Below are 16337 nucleotides of genomic sequence, written 5' to 3'. Positions count from 1 at the left end.
CACTGGCGATGCATAAAGCATAGCGGTTATGAACAAAGGAATTAACCAGGCTAAAGAGCATAACGCTATGAGTTTTGCTCATGAATCACAGGGTGCTTAGTGGTTGGCGCGGGAAAAGGGACCGAGAAAAGAGATAGCAACGGTATGATTTGGAGGAAACAGAATGATATCTATTGGCACAAATCGGCAAGCCCAGTGAGTTGTCTGAGCCTGTATGAGCGAAAAGCGGACGCTGGGTTTACCGTTTCGGTAAAACTTATCTGGCAGATTTCGATACTACACCAGACCCACTAAACAACATGCGGATACCGAGGCCTACCATGACAACTCCTGTAAATCGTTCCTGCCATTTTATAAAGCCTGGGTGTTTACCTAACCAGTTTCCAAATGTTCCTGATGCCATTGCAACTGACCCCAGTGAAACAATTCCAGCCAGCTTTTGGATACTCCCCAGAACAAGCAATTGCAGCCAGACGGGACCCTCGGCGGGATCGACAAACTGAGGAAGAAAAGCAAACATGAACAACAGAGATTTTGGGTTCGTCAGGCTGTTCAGGGCACCTTCCTTAATGGCATTCCAGTCAGAAATTTTTGCCGTTTTTCGCAGCCGCGTATCAGTGCCTGAAGTTGCAATCATTTTTATGCCCAGCCACATCAGATAGGCCGCACCAGCCCACCTTAGCAGATCTAGCGCCACCGGCCAGGCATGAACAACGGTTACCAGCCCCATGACAAGAAAAGAAACTTGCACAAAGCCTGCTACAAAAACATTACCCAGTACCGTAAGCAGTGCAATACGTCTTCCCTGACCGACTCCTCGGGCGATAGTTAGCATCATGTCTGGACCCGGAGAAATCTCCAGAAGCGTCAGCGCGAGAAGAAAAGTTATAAACGTTTCGATGGAAGGCATCTTGGTTGAGTCCGGAAAAATATTTCCGCTACGTTACCTCAGTCCTATTCGAGCCGAAAGCGGAATATACTGCAGCGTCCGCTCCTGGCACAGAACGGACGAAGCGCTTAAGACCCGCTAGAGGGAGTAGAGGACATCGGTCATGACAAAGAATTACGCATGAAGGTTTAAGAATCGCTTGCCAGAGATGCTTCAGCCATCGTGTAGTAGCTCACAGCAGGTCTCATAGTTTATGCTTTGAGCATGTAGATGCATGATTTTACAGTCTGTCCGGAATATGTAGTTACCTCTACTGGTACCCGTTCATACTCAGAACCTTCGAACTCATCGAGCATGTGCCAGTGAAGATGCAAATTCTCTGACATGAAAATAAAACCCTGTACACGATTACCGGAATCATCTAATACGATCCCCGGATATCCCATCTCTGCACCCCAACCTTTATCTAATAAAGAACCACCAACGTGGCCTTCCTGCCATGTCCCCCCAATCTTTTCAAGAACATGAGCATTAGGTCGGCCAGGCCCCAGGGTCCCGTAGACAAACAAGCTTTCCATCATTCCTCCGCTTATCGTAAAGCCAATGTGAATGTTCTATGTGCTAATTTTGTTTTTCGGACTCTGGCATGACAAATCATTTGTTCTCACAATATGCGTGAATTATTATCACGCGTATGATATTTGATCGCCTTCCCCCATTGCAGACTCTGCGTGCTTTTGAAGCTACAGCACGGCTTTCCAGCATGACGCTGGCAGCAGCAGAGTTGCACGTAACGCATGGCGCGATAAGCCGGCAAATCCGGAAGCTTGAAGAGCATCTGGGGTTAAAACTATTTTTCAGGCTGACCCGACAGATAATACTGACTCAGGAAGGGGCTGACTATCATCGCACTGTCACCCGTCTTCTGAATGAATTAATGATGGAATCTGAGCGTCTGCGCGGAAGGAACCCTGAAAAAAGTTTACGTGTCAGTACAACGGTTTCATTTGCCAGCAAATGGTTGGCACCGCGTCTGAGCCGCTTCAGGCAGAGATATCCAGAATTTGATTTTCAGCTGGATGTTACTGACAGTAATGTGGATCTAAATGATGGTCAGGTAGATGCAGCCATTCGTTACGGTCTTGGCCATTACCGCGACGTTTCGTATGAGCGTATCTTCGATGAAACAGTTACTCCCGTCTGTAGCCCTAGTTTTCTTAAAGAACATAATGGTCTGACAGAAATTAAGGAGCTGTCAAACTGCGTTCTTCTTCATGAATACAGAATGTTGGCGAACTGGGAGGCATGGTTTGAAATGGCCGGAGAAAAAAATTTTTGCTGCCATCATGGCCCCTTATGGACTCTTGGCAGCATGGCGACTGAGGCTGCTATACGTGGCGAGGGTGTTGCTCTGGGACGCAGTGTTCTGATTGCAGATGATGTAGCTGCTGGAAGGCTTGTTGTCCCATTTCTGCAATACAAACTTAAGGCTGAGCGGGGATACGATTTAGTTTATCGCTCAGACAATCAGGATTCATTTAAAATACGAATTCTGAGACAGTGGCTCTCTGAAGAAATGAGCTTGCTGGAAGATTGAATGTCCATCTTAAAATAGTTCATTTCTGGCACGGAGCGGACTTAATCACTGAGTGTGAGGTCCGCTATGAGCGAGGTGCGGACATTTACTATTTATATCTGTTTAGCTCCACATTCTTTTGAGTGTTCCGATTGTCCGTACTTAAGTGGTTTACTAAATTTGGTCACCTGAAGAGAGTTTCTCTCAGTTTTTCGATTCGCTCTTACCGCTCGGACGTGTCAGAATAATATTCTGACAGTCGGCTGAGCGTTGTAATGCACTTTGCAATAATCCACGTTCACTCGGATCATTCTGAGCATAAATCCAGAGATTTTTCACATTATTTGCATTAAGTAAATCGCCTAAAAAACTCCATAGCATTTCTTGGTCATCTCGCCTCAACCCGAACAAATTATATTCTTCGATCCGATTTATCAGTTTCGACAGTGTTGGGGAGTCGTCGGCAAGTGAGCTTGCTGCAAGGAAGGCTCTCATTTGATCATGGCGGAACTCCCATGATTGACCGGCTCTTCGTATTATTCGGATACTGTCGCGTGATAATATGGCCGCGACATCCGCTCCGAGTGCTAATCCTTCCTCAATAGTGAATGCTCGTTGTCCTTTAACAATCATCTGTACTGCAAGCTGTCGTAACGGGAATAGATCAGGAATATCCGCACCGTAACTAGTAGCCATAATAAGTACTGCGCGATAGAGCTCAATCCTGCCATTGGGAATCGGTGCACCAGCTTTTGCGAGGTCTACCACCAGACGGAGGTCGTATCCTGAAATTATCACACTGTTGTGATCCTCAGCAAGGTACTGCTCTAGCACCGTACCCTGTTCGTATCCGAGCCATAACCGCAATAGTTCAGCCCTCTGTTCTGAGATATCTGCTGGTAAGCGCCATATATCCCAGCCTTCACCAGGCTCTGACTGAGAGGTAGCAATCAACTTTACTTGGGGATACTGGCGTCCAAATGCGGCAATAGCTTCACTGCGATCGGCCTCGTTGGTGCCATCAAGCGCGACGGCTATGTTCCCGGAACGCAACATGGCCGTGAGTGTATTTTCTTCCAGTATGAGGCCATATTTTTCGAACCGCTGGCGAATAGCCTCCACAACCCAACTTTCTATGTGGGCTGTATGCGGAGAGGGGATAGCTGAATAATCTCGCACAGGAAATAAAACAAATATAAAGCCGTACTTGCGAACACTATCTTTTAACGTCTTGCATGTCGGATTGCTGTAATATTCCTGTGCCCAAGCTGCAAAAACAGTACTTTTACCCATACCAGTACGCCCTTGTAACCAGATTCTTTGTGTGGATGAAAGTTGTTTGGGAAGGGTAGATGCATCTACTATCTGTCCCTGATTTCCGCGGACAGGTGGGTCTATAAAAGTGACAATATTGTTCATCATTTCACGACGAACACATTGAAACCATGGTTCGAGTATCCAGCACTGTATGGCTGGGGAATGACGTAACAGGAAAACAGGCCATGTCAGCAATTTTGTCCCCCAGGCAGGATCCAGTAGTATGCGAAGTGCTGGCATAGAGTTGTGAGACATCCACAGAAAAAACAGGAAGATAATTATATAAACGATCCCAAGTCCCGATACAATCTGCGGCCAAATGGTAATAATGCGATGGAGTAAAGGCTGATTGAGGGAGACCTGTAAGGGTTGGCCAACTTGTGAATACCCCTGAACAAGTATCATCGTCCAGTTACCAGTGGTGTCCAAAGTCACACCTGATTCCAAGTCTGCGACGTCAGCATTCACGACCGTACCTTCCATACGCCGTACCGGAGATGAGCGTATTAGTTTATCCCCCATGATTGTTAGCAAACGCATCCCGAGCATATCAACGGCTGGGGCACAGGGATGACTAAATCTCAGATGAACTTCCAATGGCGTATTTTGTACGACCCACTGGTGAGTATCAGAGAGTAGTTTAACAGTAGCATCGCGAAACGGCTTAGCTGGAACCTCGAATAGTCCATATTGGGCGAAAAGCAAAACCCCCCCGCTCGGTAGCTCGAGCACATCAGATACTTTGCCAGTCTTCACTCTACCGACGGACACTGCGATGTCCAAATGTGCATCATAACGAAACCATCCATTTTCGGCATTAATTAGTACCCCACCTCTTGGCAGGGAATATATTCCATATACCGCTCCAATCAAAATGCCTAAATGGCCAGCCGGTCCAACCTTCTTCGTCTGCGCGTCGTAACGAAAAATCCCGTTCTCTGTTCCCAAAAGAATCCTGCCGTCTGGAAGTGCCAGTAATCCGGAGATGCCACCGGTATCTGCCCCACCAACGGATACTACCTGACCAGAGTTTGCATCGAAACGGAACAATCCATTTTGGGCTCCAAGAAGCAAACTCGCACTTGAGCTTTCGAGCACCTCAGTTACATACCCTGTAACTTCTCCACCGGCTGACACCATCCTCTTTGCTCTCGAATCGTAGCGAAACCAACCGTTAGCCGCCCCCAGGATGACATCGCTACGACCACCTGGCGATGATAGTGTTCTGTACACATAGGCTATATCGGCCCCACCGACGGACACGATCTTTTTTACCTTTGTATCGTAGAGAAACCATCCATTCCCTGCTCCTAATAACAAATCACTACCGTCTCCAGGTAGCTTTATCACTTTATATACATAGATAGCTTCAGCTCCATCAGTTGGTACCACCTTTCCGCCGTTCGTGTCATAACGAAACACTCCCTTTTCAGCGATGATTAATAACTCGCCATCAGAAATCTCAAATACATCGGAGACGGCACCAGTACCAGTTTCTCCAGCAGGTACAATCCGATTATCAGTTGGGTCATAGCGGAAAATTCCATTTTCAGTAGTGAGTAACGCTCCACTATTTCCAGGTAAAGTAAATACCCCAGTTACTCCTCCCGTATCAGCGCCACCGACTCGTACTACTTTATCAGTGTCGGGATCATAGCTGAACACTCCATTTTTAGCGCCGATGAGCACCTGACGATTTGGCAGCTCAAGCATTCCGGCCATGTAGCCTGTATCCGTCCCTTCAATAGGTAAAACCTGAGTCAACCTAGCATCATAACGAAATAATCCGTCATTCGTGACGAACAAAATGCCTCCGCCCGATAATGAGAATTTCCTATATGCGTAACCTGTTGCTAGGTTACCTGCTGATACAACCTTGTCGCCTGCATAATCGTATCTGAACCATCCTTTTTTTGCGTTGATCAAGACCCCATCATCCGGGAGTGAAAACACGCCATATACATCACCCGTAATACTCTCGTTTCTAAACGGTATTACACAGGTATCTGCTGGTTCTCTGGTAAGAGTTGTAGGGAATGAAGCCTGAGATGTAGTACTGATTAGCACGAATAAGAGTAGAACTTTAATCTGCAACAAGCTTATAAGGTAGCATGTTCTCTGTTTGATCATTGAATTATCACCTTTATGTTACAGCCGCTTATTTATTATTGAATACTGGAACGCTATTTGAAAGTTTAATATTAGGAGTAGCTTATCGGATTGAGTTTATGATAATTTTTTCTAGTTTCTCTTGTTGAATTTTTAAGACATATTTATGCAGCCTTATTTCATTGCGACTGTAAATCAACGGGTCTCACACCTTTGGTCCATAACTCAAAGTTAGTTATACAAGATAACCGGAAGAACTACGTCCGCTCATGGCACATTCCGGACGTTATCAAAGCTATAGGCTTTTGATAGCCTCAATCAATTCAGACCCCTGATTCTTCACATTACCCACTGCCCGCGTCACGGCGTGCCAGATAAACTTGTCGGCGGGCACTGCTCCGTCGGCTGCTATCTCTTCAGCTTCCTTCCCACCTATATCCTGGCGCATCCATTCGCGTGCTGCTTCCGGCATCAGAACCAGCGGCCGGCGGTCGTGAATATCGACCAATCCCTGATCGGCCGCAGCGGTCACTATCAAAAACCCTTCGGCTTCATCCCCGCGCTCGAAAGGAACGCTGCCGATCGCAGCCATGAATATTGGCTGGCCGTCTTTCCGGTGGATGAAATAGGGCTGCTTCTTGTCTCCTTCTCGCTTCCATTCGAACCATCCATCAGCAAAGCAGATCGCCCGGCCATGTTGCCAGAGAGGTTTAAACATCCTGCTGTTGGCTGCGGTCTCAACCCTGGCATTAATCAAGGGCGGTTTATCCCACCACCCGGGTGCGTAACCCCAGTGAATCGGATCGAGGTGCAGCTGTTCGTCTCGTTCGCTCAGAAGCAAAACTTTAGTCCCCGGCGCCACGTTGTAACGCCCAATTGGCTCAGGATCGTATGCAATGTCGCGCTCGGCCTCTTCAGCCAAATAAGCCAGATATTCTTCACGGGTTTGGGCTTGTGCAAAACGTCCACACATAGAAACCTCCAGTCAGTAAGACTAAAAGTATAGACGTTGCGAGTGATGGCCAACTGATGGGTTTTCCTAGGGAGGGCCGTTATCATGAAAGAGTGGTGCGCACCGAAAATTACATGATTAACGCAGGAGATGATGCCATGGGAGGATATTGTCGTAAACATGTACTATTTCTTTCTGGAAAGCTGCTCGCAAAAGAGGGGCATAGAAGGGGCATCGGATAAGAAAAAGGAGCCAAAAAGGGCATTAAATTCGTAGGCTGGCGTCGGTTGGCGTTGTTAGTATGGGGTAATAACTGACTGTATTAGAAGATAAAATTAATAAATTCAGGGGCTTGAAATTATTTGGAAAACTTATCGATGTTGTATTTTTCTTTTTTACTGATTTCTTGATTTTGCAGCATGTAATAGTGGCTCAATTCATAGTGTGGCATCAGAAGAGCACGCGTTCTGCCAGCCTGGACAACGTGGCGCTGGCGCGTAGCAATTAATGAGGTCTGACAGACAACCGTGGCGTGTATGGTACGGATTCAGGGGCAGAATGTCAGCATCTTTCCGGCACTTTCCGCTGCGGGCAGGCAGGCGGAGGCGGTGTAAGCGGAAATAAAAAGCCCGCCGGGCGGCGGGCTGTGGCGTTAACGCACCACCAGGACTGAGCACTCGGCGTGGCGGACCACCGCGGCGGCGTTGGAGCCCAGCAGATAGGTGGTGATATCTGGCCGGTGCGACGCGATGATCACCAGGTCGGCGGGTAGCGACTTGGCCAGCGCGAGGATCTTATCTTTTGGCGACCCTTCGGCGACGTGAAAATGCATCCGATCTTCCGGGATGGAAAATTGTTTGGCGATCTCTTTAAGCTGCGTTTCCGTTCCTTCGCGCAGCTCATCCATACCCGGCAGTTCGGCGGTGTAAGCCATTCCCAGTGAGGCATAATAGGGCAGGGAAGGGATCACGGAGAGGAAATGGACCTCGGCGTCGTCAATCCGTGCTTCCGATTCAACGTGACTGATAATGCGTTCAGTAAATTCTTTATCAGAGATATCGATAGGGACAAGAATCATTCTGCTCATAAAAACCTCCTGTTTAAGTATCCCCTCACATTGTACGGCATTAGAGCACGTTTTGTATCATGACCGTGGTCACACTTTGACATTAACGTGGCTTGCGTTCGGGGAATTTCCCTTTGATCACGCCGTCATAAAATCGTCCTTTTGACACCACCTGTAAAAAATCGCGGAAAATACGCGGTGGCACGCCGGTATATTGCAACGGCGGCTGGTGATAAAAATAGATTTCCAGTGTGGCGGAGGCGTCATCGTAGGCGACAGAGATAATTCGGGATGATTTTACCGGGTGATGATGCATGGTGGACGTCCTCGGGCAAGCACTGACTGAGCACGACTATATCACTAAATGGACGGCTATTTTAACCAGCGGGATATATTGTTTTGTTTTATCTACTGTACGGCGGGAGGAAGAAGCCCGCCGGAACCGGCGGGCTGGCGCATCAGAACTGGTAAACCAGGCCCAGGGCGACGATGTTGTCGGTAGAGATACCGTTGTCTTTGTAGAAGCTGTCGTTGTCATCCAGCAGGTTGATTTTGTAATCAACGTAGGTAGACATATTACGGTTGAAGTAATAGGTAGCGCCAACGTCCATATATTTGACCAGATCTTTATCGGCGTAGCGGCCGTTATTATAGAGATCTTTGCCTTTGGACTGCAGGTAGGAGATGGCCGGACGCAGGCCGAAGTCGAACTGATACTGCGCGGTGACTTCGAAGTTTTGCGTTTTATTGGCCACGCCGTCATTGCCGTACGGGGTCATATTGCGGGTTTCTGAGTACATGGTCGCCAGGTAGATATCGTTGGCGTCGTACTTCAGGCCGGCGGTCCAGGCTTCGGCTTTATCGCCGCGGGCGTTGGTCTGGGTCATCTGATCGTTGGTACGGTCAGAAGAGGTGTAGGCCGCTGCCGCGCTGATGCCCATGCCGAAGTCATAAGAGGTGGAGAGACCGAAGCCATCGCCATTGTCGAAGCGAACATCGCTGTCGCTGCTGCGGTTATTGGTGCCGACGTTGATATCCTGCGCGTTCTGACCTTCGTTTTTACCCTGATACTGCAGGGCAAAGTTCAGACCCTCCACCAGGCCAAAGAAATCGCTGTTGCGGTAGGTCGCGACGCCGTTGGCGCGGCCTGCCATAAAGTTATCCGCATAGGTGTAGGAGTCGCCGCCGAACTCCGGCAGCATATCGGTCCAGCCTTCGACGTCGTACAGCACGCCGTAGTTACGACCGTAGTCGAAGGAGCCGTAATCGCCGACTTTGATACCCGCGAATGCCAGACGGGTCCACGCCTGATCGCTGGAGCTCTCGGTGTTGTTGGCCTGAACGTTATATTCCCACTGACCATAGCCGGTAAGCATATCGTTGATCTGGGTTTCGCCTTTAAAGCCGAAACGCAAATAAGTTTGATCGCCGTCTTTTTTCGAGTCGCTGGAGAAATAGTGCAGACCGTCTACCTTGCCATAGAGATCTAATTTATTTCCGTCTTTATTATAAATTTCCGCCGCATGGACGGCACCGGCGGCTAATAAAGCCGGAATAACGAGGGCCAGTACTTTTCTTTTCATGAAGAAATTCCTTTAACTGTTTTTATGTTTTAGCTTCCGGGAAGGAAGTGAACTCATGCTAAAGGAGCGGTCTGAGATATGGTAAGACTCAATTGTTACGATATAAGTAAAATCTAAAATAAATAATACCAAAGAAATGGTGATAATTATGCTGAATATATCCGTGGATAATATACAAAATAAAAATTATACATGCCCAGGGTAATCACGTATTATTCGCACGTTATATGCCTTTATTGTCATGCCAATTATTTATTGTTGCCGTCTCATTCTGCGGAATGATTTTGTTTATCGGTAAAACGACAAGCCCGAACAACATGTTCGGGCTTTTTTTATGGCTGCAGGATGGAAAATAACCTTAGCCTTCGCTCGGTGATTTCTCCGCTTTGCCGGCCAGCTGGGCGAGGAAGTCATACCGTTTCTGCAGATCGGCGGCGGCGTCTTTCCACAACTGCTCCGCCACCTCCGGCTGCTGGGCGTTCAGGCGACGGAAGCGTTGCTCGTTGAGCAGCGTCTCGGCCAGCGCGTCGGACGGCGGACGAGAATCCAGCGCCAGCGGCAGTTTGCCTTCGTCAGCGCGACGCGGGTCGAAGCGGTAGAGCGGCCAGAATCCAGTGGCGGTCAGCTGACGCATCTGATCGTGGCTGAGCGCCAGATCGTAGCCGTGCTCTTCGCAAGGACTGTAGGCGATGATCAGCGACGGTCCCGGATAGGCTTCCGCTTCCTGAATCGCTTTCACCGTCTGGTTCAGCTGCGCGCCCAGCGAAATCTGCGCCACATAGACATGACCGTACATCATCATGCTGACGCCCAGATCTTTGCGCGCCTTGCGTTTACCGTGTTCGCCAAACTTAGTGACCGCCCCCAGCGGGGTGGCTTTTGACGCCTGGCCGCCGGTGTTGGAGTAACACTGGGTATCCAGCACCAGAATGTTGACGTTTTCCGTCAGGCTCAGCACATGATCCAGACCGCCGAAGCCAATATCGTAGGCCCAGCCGTCGCCACCGATCAGCCAGACGGATTTCTCCACCAGCGCGTCAGCATCGGTCAGCAGCTCTTCAGCGCCGTCCACGCCGGCCAGCGCCTGGCGCAGGGCCGCCACCTGTTCGCGGCGTACTTCCGGCGTCGCCTCGGCATGCAGCGCCGCGTTCAACTCTGCCGGCAGTTTGTCGGCAAATTCGCTCAGCAGGCGCATCACGCGCTGACGGTGCTGGTCGACGGTTAAGCGGAAGCCGAGCCCGAATTCAGCGTTATCCTCAAACAGCGAGTTGGCCCATGCCGGGCCGCGGCCGTTGGCGTCGGTCGTATACGGCGTCGAGGGCAGGTTGCCGCCGTAAATGGAGGAGCAGCCGGTAGCATTGGCAATCAACATCCGATCGCCGTACAGCTGGGTCAGCAGTTTGATATACGGCGTTTCGCCACAGCCGGAGCAGGCACCGGAGTATTCAAACAGCGGGCTGATCAGCTGCGAGGTGCGAATATCTATCCGCTCCAGTTTTGTGCGGTCGATTTCCGGCAGGTTGAGGAAGTAATCGTAATTGACCTTCTCCTCTTCCACATGCTCCAGGCGCGACATCATATTGATAGCCTTGATCTCCGGGTTCTGGCGATCTTTCGCCGGGCACACTTCAACGCACAGGTTGCAGCCGGTGCAGTCTTCCGGGGCGACCTGCAGAACGTATTTTTGTCCGCGCATATCGCGGGATTTGACGTCCAGCGAGTGCAGACTGGCAGGGGCGTTCTCCATCTCTTCCGGCGCGACCACTTTGGCGCGGATCGCCGAGTGCGGGCAGGCGGCGACGCAGTGGTTGCACTGCGTACACAGCGCTTCCTTCCAGATGGGGATCTCTTCGGCGATATTGCGTTTCTCCCAGCGCGTGGTGCCCATGGGCCAGGTGCCGTCCGGCGGCAGGGCGGAGACCGGCAGCGCATCGCCGAGGCCGGCCAGCATCGCGGCGGTGACCGTTTTGACGAAATCCGGCGCGGCGTCGGAGACCACCGGCGGGCGGTTCGGACTGCTGGCGTTCACTGGCTGGAGCGGCACTTCCGCCAGCGATTCCCGGGCCAGGGCCAGCGCCTGCCAGTTGCGTTCCACCAGCTCCTGGCCTTTGCTGCTGTAGCTTTTGGCGATGGCTGCCTGCAGTTCCGCCAGCGCGCTGTCGCCCGGCAGGATGCGGGTGAGATGGAAGAACGCCATCTGCATCACGGTATTAATGCGCGCGCCGAGGCTGCACTCGCGGGCGATTTTCGCCGCGTTGACCACGTAAAAACGCGCTTTTTTCTGATTCAGGGTGGCCTGGACTTCCTGCGGCAGGCGAGACCAGACCTCATCGGCGCTGTACGGCGTGTTGAGCAGGAAAATACCGCCGGGCTTCAGCCGCTCGGCCATCTGGTATTTATCGATAAACTGTAGCTGGTGGCAGCCGACGAAATCAGCCTGCGAAATCAGATACGAAGAACGAATCGGTTTTTCGCTGACGCGCAGATGCGAGACGGTGAGGCCGCCCGCTTTCTTCGAGTCATAGACAAAATAGCCCTGTGAGAACCACGGGGTCGAGTTGCCGATGATTTTGATGTTGTTTTTGGTGGCTGACACGCTGCCATCGCTGCCGAGACCGTAGAACAGGGCCTCGAGCTTGGCCTCTGCTGGCAGGGTATTTTCTCCCAGCGGCAGTGACAGATTGGTCACGTCATCATAGATACCGACGGTAAAGCGTGGCTTCGGCTGAGCGGACTGCAGTTCACTAAATACCGCCAGCACGCATTCCGGGCCGAACTCCTTGGAGGAGAGGCCATAGCGGCCGCCGATGGTGCGCGGCAGCGTCTCGCGCTCGCCGCGGTTAAAGGCTTCCGCCAGGGCGGTCATCACATCTAGATACAGCGGCTCGGCAAGCGCGCCAGGCTCTTTGGTGCGATCGAGCACCGCTACCGCCCGGGCGCTTTCCGGCAGCGCTGCCAGCAGGTGAGCGGCGGAGAACGGGCGATAGAGGCGCACTTTCAGCACGCCGACTTTCTCGCCGCGGCTCAGCAGTTCATCAACCACCTCTTCGCAGGTACCGATGGCCGAACCCATAATGACGATCACGCGCTCTGCCTGCGGGTGGCCGTAAAACTCAAACGGTTTGTACTGACGGCCGGTGGCGGCGGCGAAGTCGTTCATCGCCGTCTCAACATGGTCATAGACCGCGTCGTACCACGGATTGGTGGCCTCCCGGGACTGGAAGTACGTGTCGGGGTTGGCCGAGGTTCCGCGGATCACCGGGTGTTCCGGATTGAGCGCGCGCTGGCGATGCTCGGCGATTTTATCCTGCGGTAGCAGGGCGCGAATGGTGTCATCCGCCAGCGGGGCGATTTTGTTGATTTCGTGCGAGGTGCGGAAACCATCAAAGAAATGAATAAACGGCACCCGGCTTTGCAGGGTGGCGATATGCGAGATCAGCGCAAAATCCTGCGCCTCCTGGACGCTGCTGGCGCACAGCATGGCGCAACCGGTCTGCCGCACGGCCATGACGTCGGAATGATCGCCGAAGATCGATAGCGCGTGGGTGGCGACGGTGCGGGCGGCGACGTGCAGCACAAACGGCATCAGCTGGCCGGCCAGTTTGTACAGCGTGGGGATCATCAGCAGCAGACCCTGCGATGAGGTAAAGGAGGTGGAGAGGGCGCCGGTCTGCAGCGCGCCATGTACGGCGCCAATGGCGCCTGCCTCCGACTGCATTTCGACCACGCGGGGAACATCGCCCCAGACGTTTTTCAGCCCATTGCCGGCCCAGGCGTCGGCCTGTTCCGCCATCGTTGAACTGGGCGTGATCGGGTAGATGGCGATAACTTCACTGGTGCGAAACGCGACGGAAGCGACCGCGCCATTACCATCAATCGTAATCATATGAAGACACCCTTACATTGCGCAAAAGAATGGACACGTGAAACCGCGACGCGCCCTGTAATTATATAAGGGGTAGTTTAGCAAACCGTTGGCGCGGCCATTTTTGCATTTGTGTCCTCAATGCGCCGGCCACCCGTGACCAGATCAATATTTTGCATGGTTCGCGGAGAAAATGGCTTCCTGCCGAGTGTCGAATCACGTGCGCCCGGCGACCAGGCCGGAGCAGATCAAGCTTTCGGCGAAAATTTGCTAGAAAATGTTAATGAGGCGCATAAATACGTACTTCCCCCCTCGACGCCGCCCGCCACGCTGCCTATTATTCTGGGGTTTGCTTTTTTAAGACGTTTCCGAGGGGAGAGAGAATGCGAGCTGCGATATTAGTAGGTTGTGCGGCGCTGTTGCTGTCGGCGTGCAGTAGTGAACCCGTTCAGCAGGCCACGGCGGCGCACGTCACGCCAGGCATGCGGGCGGCGATGAGCGACGCCGGTCAGGCCAACTGCGCCATGATAGGCGGCTCGTTATCGGTGGCTCGTCAGCTCGATGGTTCGGCGATTGGCATGTGCGCGCTGCCGAACGGCAAACGCTGCAGCGAGCAGGCGCTGGCGGGCGGCAGCTGCGGCTACTAACGGCGGCCCCGTCGCGGGGCAGCGTCAGCGGCACCTCAAGGCCGGCTAGTGCATCAGGTCGGCGAGCTTATAGACCAGCGTCTGGTCGGCGGTCGCCAGCGTCAACTGGTTTTCCGTCAGATCGACCTGCGCGCCTTCGCGCAACATCTTGCCGATCGTCGCGTCAAGGGTATTAAGCTGGGCATCGTGGCACAGCATCCGGGTCATCGCCAGCGACTTCACCTTCAGCTCGCCGTCCGACACCTTGCCTTCCCCGCTAAAACCGTTGCACATATTGCCCGAAACATACATCTTGCCCGTAATAGCCATCTTCTCGCCGAAGCTCAGCTCCAGCGGCCGGTCGCCGGCGTTGACCGCCTGGCCGTTGACGCTGGTCAGCACGAAGCGATGATGCTGCAGCTGTTCCGCGCCGGTGGACACCTTACTGTTATAGACACAGCCGGACAACAGCATACCTGCCGCCAGTAGCGCCGCCAATTTGTTCATTTTCACTCCAAAACATTCACATTTCTAATAAAACCAAGCCAGTGTAACGGTATCGCAGCGGGGATCTGTGGGGATTATCTGAATGTGCTCCCCCCGGGAGAGGAGCACAAAAGGGAAAGGAATCAGACGATGGCGTTCGGGCAGGTTTCGCCGTTGGCGACCTGCTGCAGGTTGCCCAGGGTGGTCTCCGAAATGCTGATCAGCGCCTCAGCGGTGAGGAACGCCTGGTGGCCGGTGAACAGCACGTTGTGACAGGCGGAGAGGCGGCGGAAAACGTCGTCCTGGATCACATCGTTGGATTTGTCTTCAAAGAACAGATCGCGTTCGTTCTCATAAACATCCAGCCCCAGCGCGCCAATTTTCTGGTGCTTCAGGGCGTCGATGGCCGCCTGGGAGTCGATCAGCGCGCCGCGGCTGGTGTTAATCACCATCACCCCGTCCTTCATCTGGTCAAACGCCTCGCGATTGAGCAGATGGTAGTTTTCGTCGGTCAGCGGGCAGTGCAGGGAGATCACGTCCGACTCCTTGTACAGTGTAGCGAGGTCGACATATTCCACCCCCAGCTCCAGCGCGGCGGCGCTTGGGTACGGGTCGAACGCCAGCAGGCGCATGCCGAAACCTTTGAGGATCCGCAGCATCGCCACGCCAATTTTCCCGGTGCCGATCACCCCGGCGGTTTTACCGTACATGGTGAAACCGGTGAGGCCTTCGAGGGAGAAGTTGGCATCACGGGTACGCTGATAGGCACGGTGGATGCGACGGTTGAGCGACATCATCATACCGATCGCATGCTCAGCGACGGCTTCCGGCGAGTACGCCGGGACGCGGACCACGCGCAGGCCAAGCTCCTTTGCCGCCTCGAGGTCGACGTTGTTAAATCCGGCGCAGCGCAGAGCGATATACTTCACGCCGTGGGCCTTCAGCTCTTCCAGCACCGGGCGGCTGCCGTCGTCATTGACGAAGATACACACCGCTTCGCAACCGTTGGCGGTTTTGGCGGTCTTCGCTGTCAGCAGGAAGTCGAAGAATTCCAGTTCAAAGCCGTAGGTATCATTCACGTGCTGCAGGTACTTTTTATCGTACTGCTTCGTACTGTAAACCGCGATTTTCATAAGACTTTTCTCCAGTGATTATAACGTCACGGTAGCATATTTAAAATAATCGTACAATTATTAAAAAATAGTTTAAGTGTAAGGTGCTTATGCTAATTCTAGAGCATATCGCGGATTTGCGGAATCTCTTTGAAAGACAAAGTTTTTTCACCACAAACTGAGGCTTAAAGCGCCGGGGGAGAGCAGCAGAAACGGCCACAGCAGACCGGAGCTGACGTTAGCCAGCTGAAACGACCACAGCGGCAGGCCGCTGGCGCCGCTGACCAGGGGCAGGGTGGCGCGCAGGGGAGAGAGGAAGCGACTGAAAAAGACCGCCCACAGCCCGCGGCGCTGAAAAAAGAGTCGGCTGCGGGCCAGCCGCTCGGCGGTGAGCCAGCGTAACTGTGTGAGGCGGTGACGATAGCGAACGCCTAACCACCACGAGAGCCAGAATCCGCCGATGGCGCCGAGGCTGGCGCTGGACCACATTAACAGGAAATGACCGAGGCTGGCGGAAGCGAATGTCCCCAACAGCAGCAGACCGGAGGTGCCCGGGATCGCCAGCGACACCAGCGCGCAGGATTTAGTGAAGGTAAGCAGGAAAACCATTAGTAATACCAATGGATAGTGGCCCTGTGCGCTCTCAATGAGCGAGATAATTAACGACACGGTTTCTCCCGCAAGCCATTTCTGTCTGGCTGGAGTGTGGCAGGCGCTGCTTAAACAAAAGCTAAATGATGACGGCCGATCGCCGCG

The 16337-nt window shown here is 52.6% G+C and carries 13 protein-coding genes; 2 read left to right on the top strand and 11 right to left on the bottom strand.

The window, feature by feature from the left end:
• Nucleotides 1-256: 256 nt before the first annotated feature.
• Both N438_RS04705 and N438_RS04700 read right to left on the bottom strand, forming a co-directional pair.
• On the bottom strand, nucleotides 257-910 hold the full coding sequence (locus N438_RS04705) for a LysE family translocator (protein WP_116696125.1): 654 nt from the start codon (nucleotides 908-910) through the stop codon (nucleotides 257-259).
• A gap of 230 nt (nucleotides 911-1140) precedes the next feature.
• Nucleotides 1141-1467, bottom strand: a complete 327-nt coding sequence (locus N438_RS04700; protein WP_116696124.1) for a gamma-glutamylcyclotransferase family protein — start codon at nucleotides 1465-1467, stop codon at nucleotides 1141-1143.
• Between the two features lie 116 nt (nucleotides 1468-1583).
• On the opposite strand from N438_RS04700, the gene gcvA reads away from it, so the two are divergent.
• The gene (gene gcvA, locus N438_RS04695) at nucleotides 1584-2486 is read left to right on the top strand and encodes a transcriptional regulator GcvA (protein WP_207786594.1); all 903 of its coding nucleotides are present in this window, start codon (nucleotides 1584-1586) and stop codon (nucleotides 2484-2486) included.
• 183 nt (nucleotides 2487-2669) lie between these two features.
• Here gcvA and N438_RS04690 read toward each other — a convergent pair whose 3' ends face one another.
• From N438_RS04690 to nifJ, 6 genes are all read right to left on the bottom strand, one after another.
• Complete coding sequence (locus tag N438_RS04690) at nucleotides 2670-5708, bottom strand: hypothetical protein (protein WP_133246597.1); 3039 nt, start codon at nucleotides 5706-5708, stop codon at nucleotides 2670-2672.
• Between the two features lie 478 nt (nucleotides 5709-6186).
• Complete coding sequence (locus tag N438_RS04685) at nucleotides 6187-6864, bottom strand: SOS response-associated peptidase (protein WP_116696122.1); 678 nt, start codon at nucleotides 6862-6864, stop codon at nucleotides 6187-6189.
• A gap of 631 nt (nucleotides 6865-7495) precedes the next feature.
• Nucleotides 7496-7930, bottom strand: coding sequence for a universal stress protein UspF (uspF, locus tag N438_RS04680; protein ID WP_008805149.1), 435 nt, complete (start codon nucleotides 7928-7930; stop codon nucleotides 7496-7498).
• Between the two features lie 82 nt (nucleotides 7931-8012).
• Nucleotides 8013-8225: a KTSC domain-containing protein gene (locus tag N438_RS04675; RefSeq protein ID WP_008805148.1), complete on the bottom strand. Its 213-nt coding sequence runs from the start codon at nucleotides 8223-8225 to the stop codon at nucleotides 8013-8015.
• Nucleotides 8226-8367: 142 nt separating this feature from the next.
• Nucleotides 8368-9492, bottom strand: a complete 1125-nt coding sequence (ompK37, locus tag N438_RS04670; RefSeq protein WP_022066059.1) for a porin OmpK37 — start codon at nucleotides 9490-9492, stop codon at nucleotides 8368-8370.
• A 358-nt stretch (nucleotides 9493-9850) separates the two neighbouring features.
• Complete coding sequence (gene nifJ, locus N438_RS04665) at nucleotides 9851-13378, bottom strand: pyruvate:ferredoxin (flavodoxin) oxidoreductase (RefSeq protein WP_032730192.1); 3528 nt, start codon at nucleotides 13376-13378, stop codon at nucleotides 9851-9853.
• 362 nt (nucleotides 13379-13740) lie between these two features.
• Between nifJ and N438_RS04655 the strand changes: the two genes are divergently transcribed.
• Nucleotides 13741-14004 carry a DUF333 domain-containing protein gene (locus tag N438_RS04655; RefSeq protein ID WP_008805145.1) on the top strand — a complete coding sequence of 88 codons (264 nt, stop codon included), beginning with the start codon at nucleotides 13741-13743 and terminating at the stop codon, nucleotides 14002-14004.
• A gap of 45 nt (nucleotides 14005-14049) precedes the next feature.
• On the opposite strand, the gene hslJ is transcribed toward N438_RS04655, so the two are convergent.
• The 3 genes from hslJ to N438_RS04640 all read right to left on the bottom strand — a co-directional run bounded on the left by hslJ (nucleotide 14050) and on the right by N438_RS04640 (nucleotide 16250).
• Nucleotides 14050-14490 carry a heat shock protein HslJ gene (hslJ, locus tag N438_RS04650; RefSeq protein ID WP_008805144.1) on the bottom strand — a complete coding sequence of 147 codons (441 nt, stop codon included), beginning with the start codon at nucleotides 14488-14490 and terminating at the stop codon, nucleotides 14050-14052.
• 122 nt (nucleotides 14491-14612) lie between these two features.
• Entirely contained in the window at nucleotides 14613-15602 is a 990-nt protein-coding gene (locus tag N438_RS04645) for a 2-hydroxyacid dehydrogenase (protein WP_008805143.1), read from the bottom strand.
• A gap of 147 nt (nucleotides 15603-15749) precedes the next feature.
• The gene (locus N438_RS04640; protein ID WP_004204015.1) at nucleotides 15750-16250 is read right to left on the bottom strand and encodes a DedA family protein; all 501 of its coding nucleotides are present in this window, start codon (nucleotides 16248-16250) and stop codon (nucleotides 15750-15752) included.
• Between the last annotated feature and the right edge of the window lie 87 nt (nucleotides 16251-16337).

Source organism: Klebsiella sp. GL120222-02 (genome assembly GCF_003097195.1).
Lineage (GTDB): Bacteria > Pseudomonadota > Gammaproteobacteria > Enterobacterales > Enterobacteriaceae > Klebsiella > Klebsiella variicola.
This window is presented reverse-complemented; position numbering and strand designations above follow the sequence as displayed.

Coding starts and splice junctions, on each gene's coding strand:
- N438_RS04675 (WP_008805148.1), bottom strand. CDS start 8,225: ATGCATCATCACCCGGTAAAATCATCCCGAATTATCTCTGTCGCCTAC.
- gcvA (WP_207786594.1), top strand. CDS start 1,584: ATGATATTTGATCGCCTTCCCCCATTGCAGACTCTGCGTGCTTTTGAA.
- N438_RS04705 (WP_116696125.1), bottom strand. CDS start 910: ATGCCTTCCATCGAAACGTTTATAACTTTTCTTCTCGCGCTGACGCTT.
- ompK37 (WP_022066059.1), bottom strand. CDS start 9,492: ATGAAAAGAAAAGTACTGGCCCTCGTTATTCCGGCTTTATTAGCCGCC.
- N438_RS04655 (WP_008805145.1), top strand. CDS start 13,741: ATGCGAGCTGCGATATTAGTAGGTTGTGCGGCGCTGTTGCTGTCGGCG.
- uspF (WP_008805149.1), bottom strand. CDS start 7,930: ATGAGCAGAATGATTCTTGTCCCTATCGATATCTCTGATAAAGAATTT.
- hslJ (WP_008805144.1), bottom strand. CDS start 14,490: ATGAACAAATTGGCGGCGCTACTGGCGGCAGGTATGCTGTTGTCCGGC.
- N438_RS04700 (WP_116696124.1), bottom strand. CDS start 1,467: ATGGAAAGCTTGTTTGTCTACGGGACCCTGGGGCCTGGCCGACCTAAT.
- N438_RS04645 (WP_008805143.1), bottom strand. CDS start 15,602: ATGAAAATCGCGGTTTACAGTACGAAGCAGTACGATAAAAAGTACCTG.
- N438_RS04685 (WP_116696122.1), bottom strand. CDS start 6,864: ATGTGTGGACGTTTTGCACAAGCCCAAACCCGTGAAGAATATCTGGCT.
- nifJ (WP_032730192.1), bottom strand. CDS start 13,378: ATGATTACGATTGATGGTAATGGCGCGGTCGCTTCCGTCGCGTTTCGC.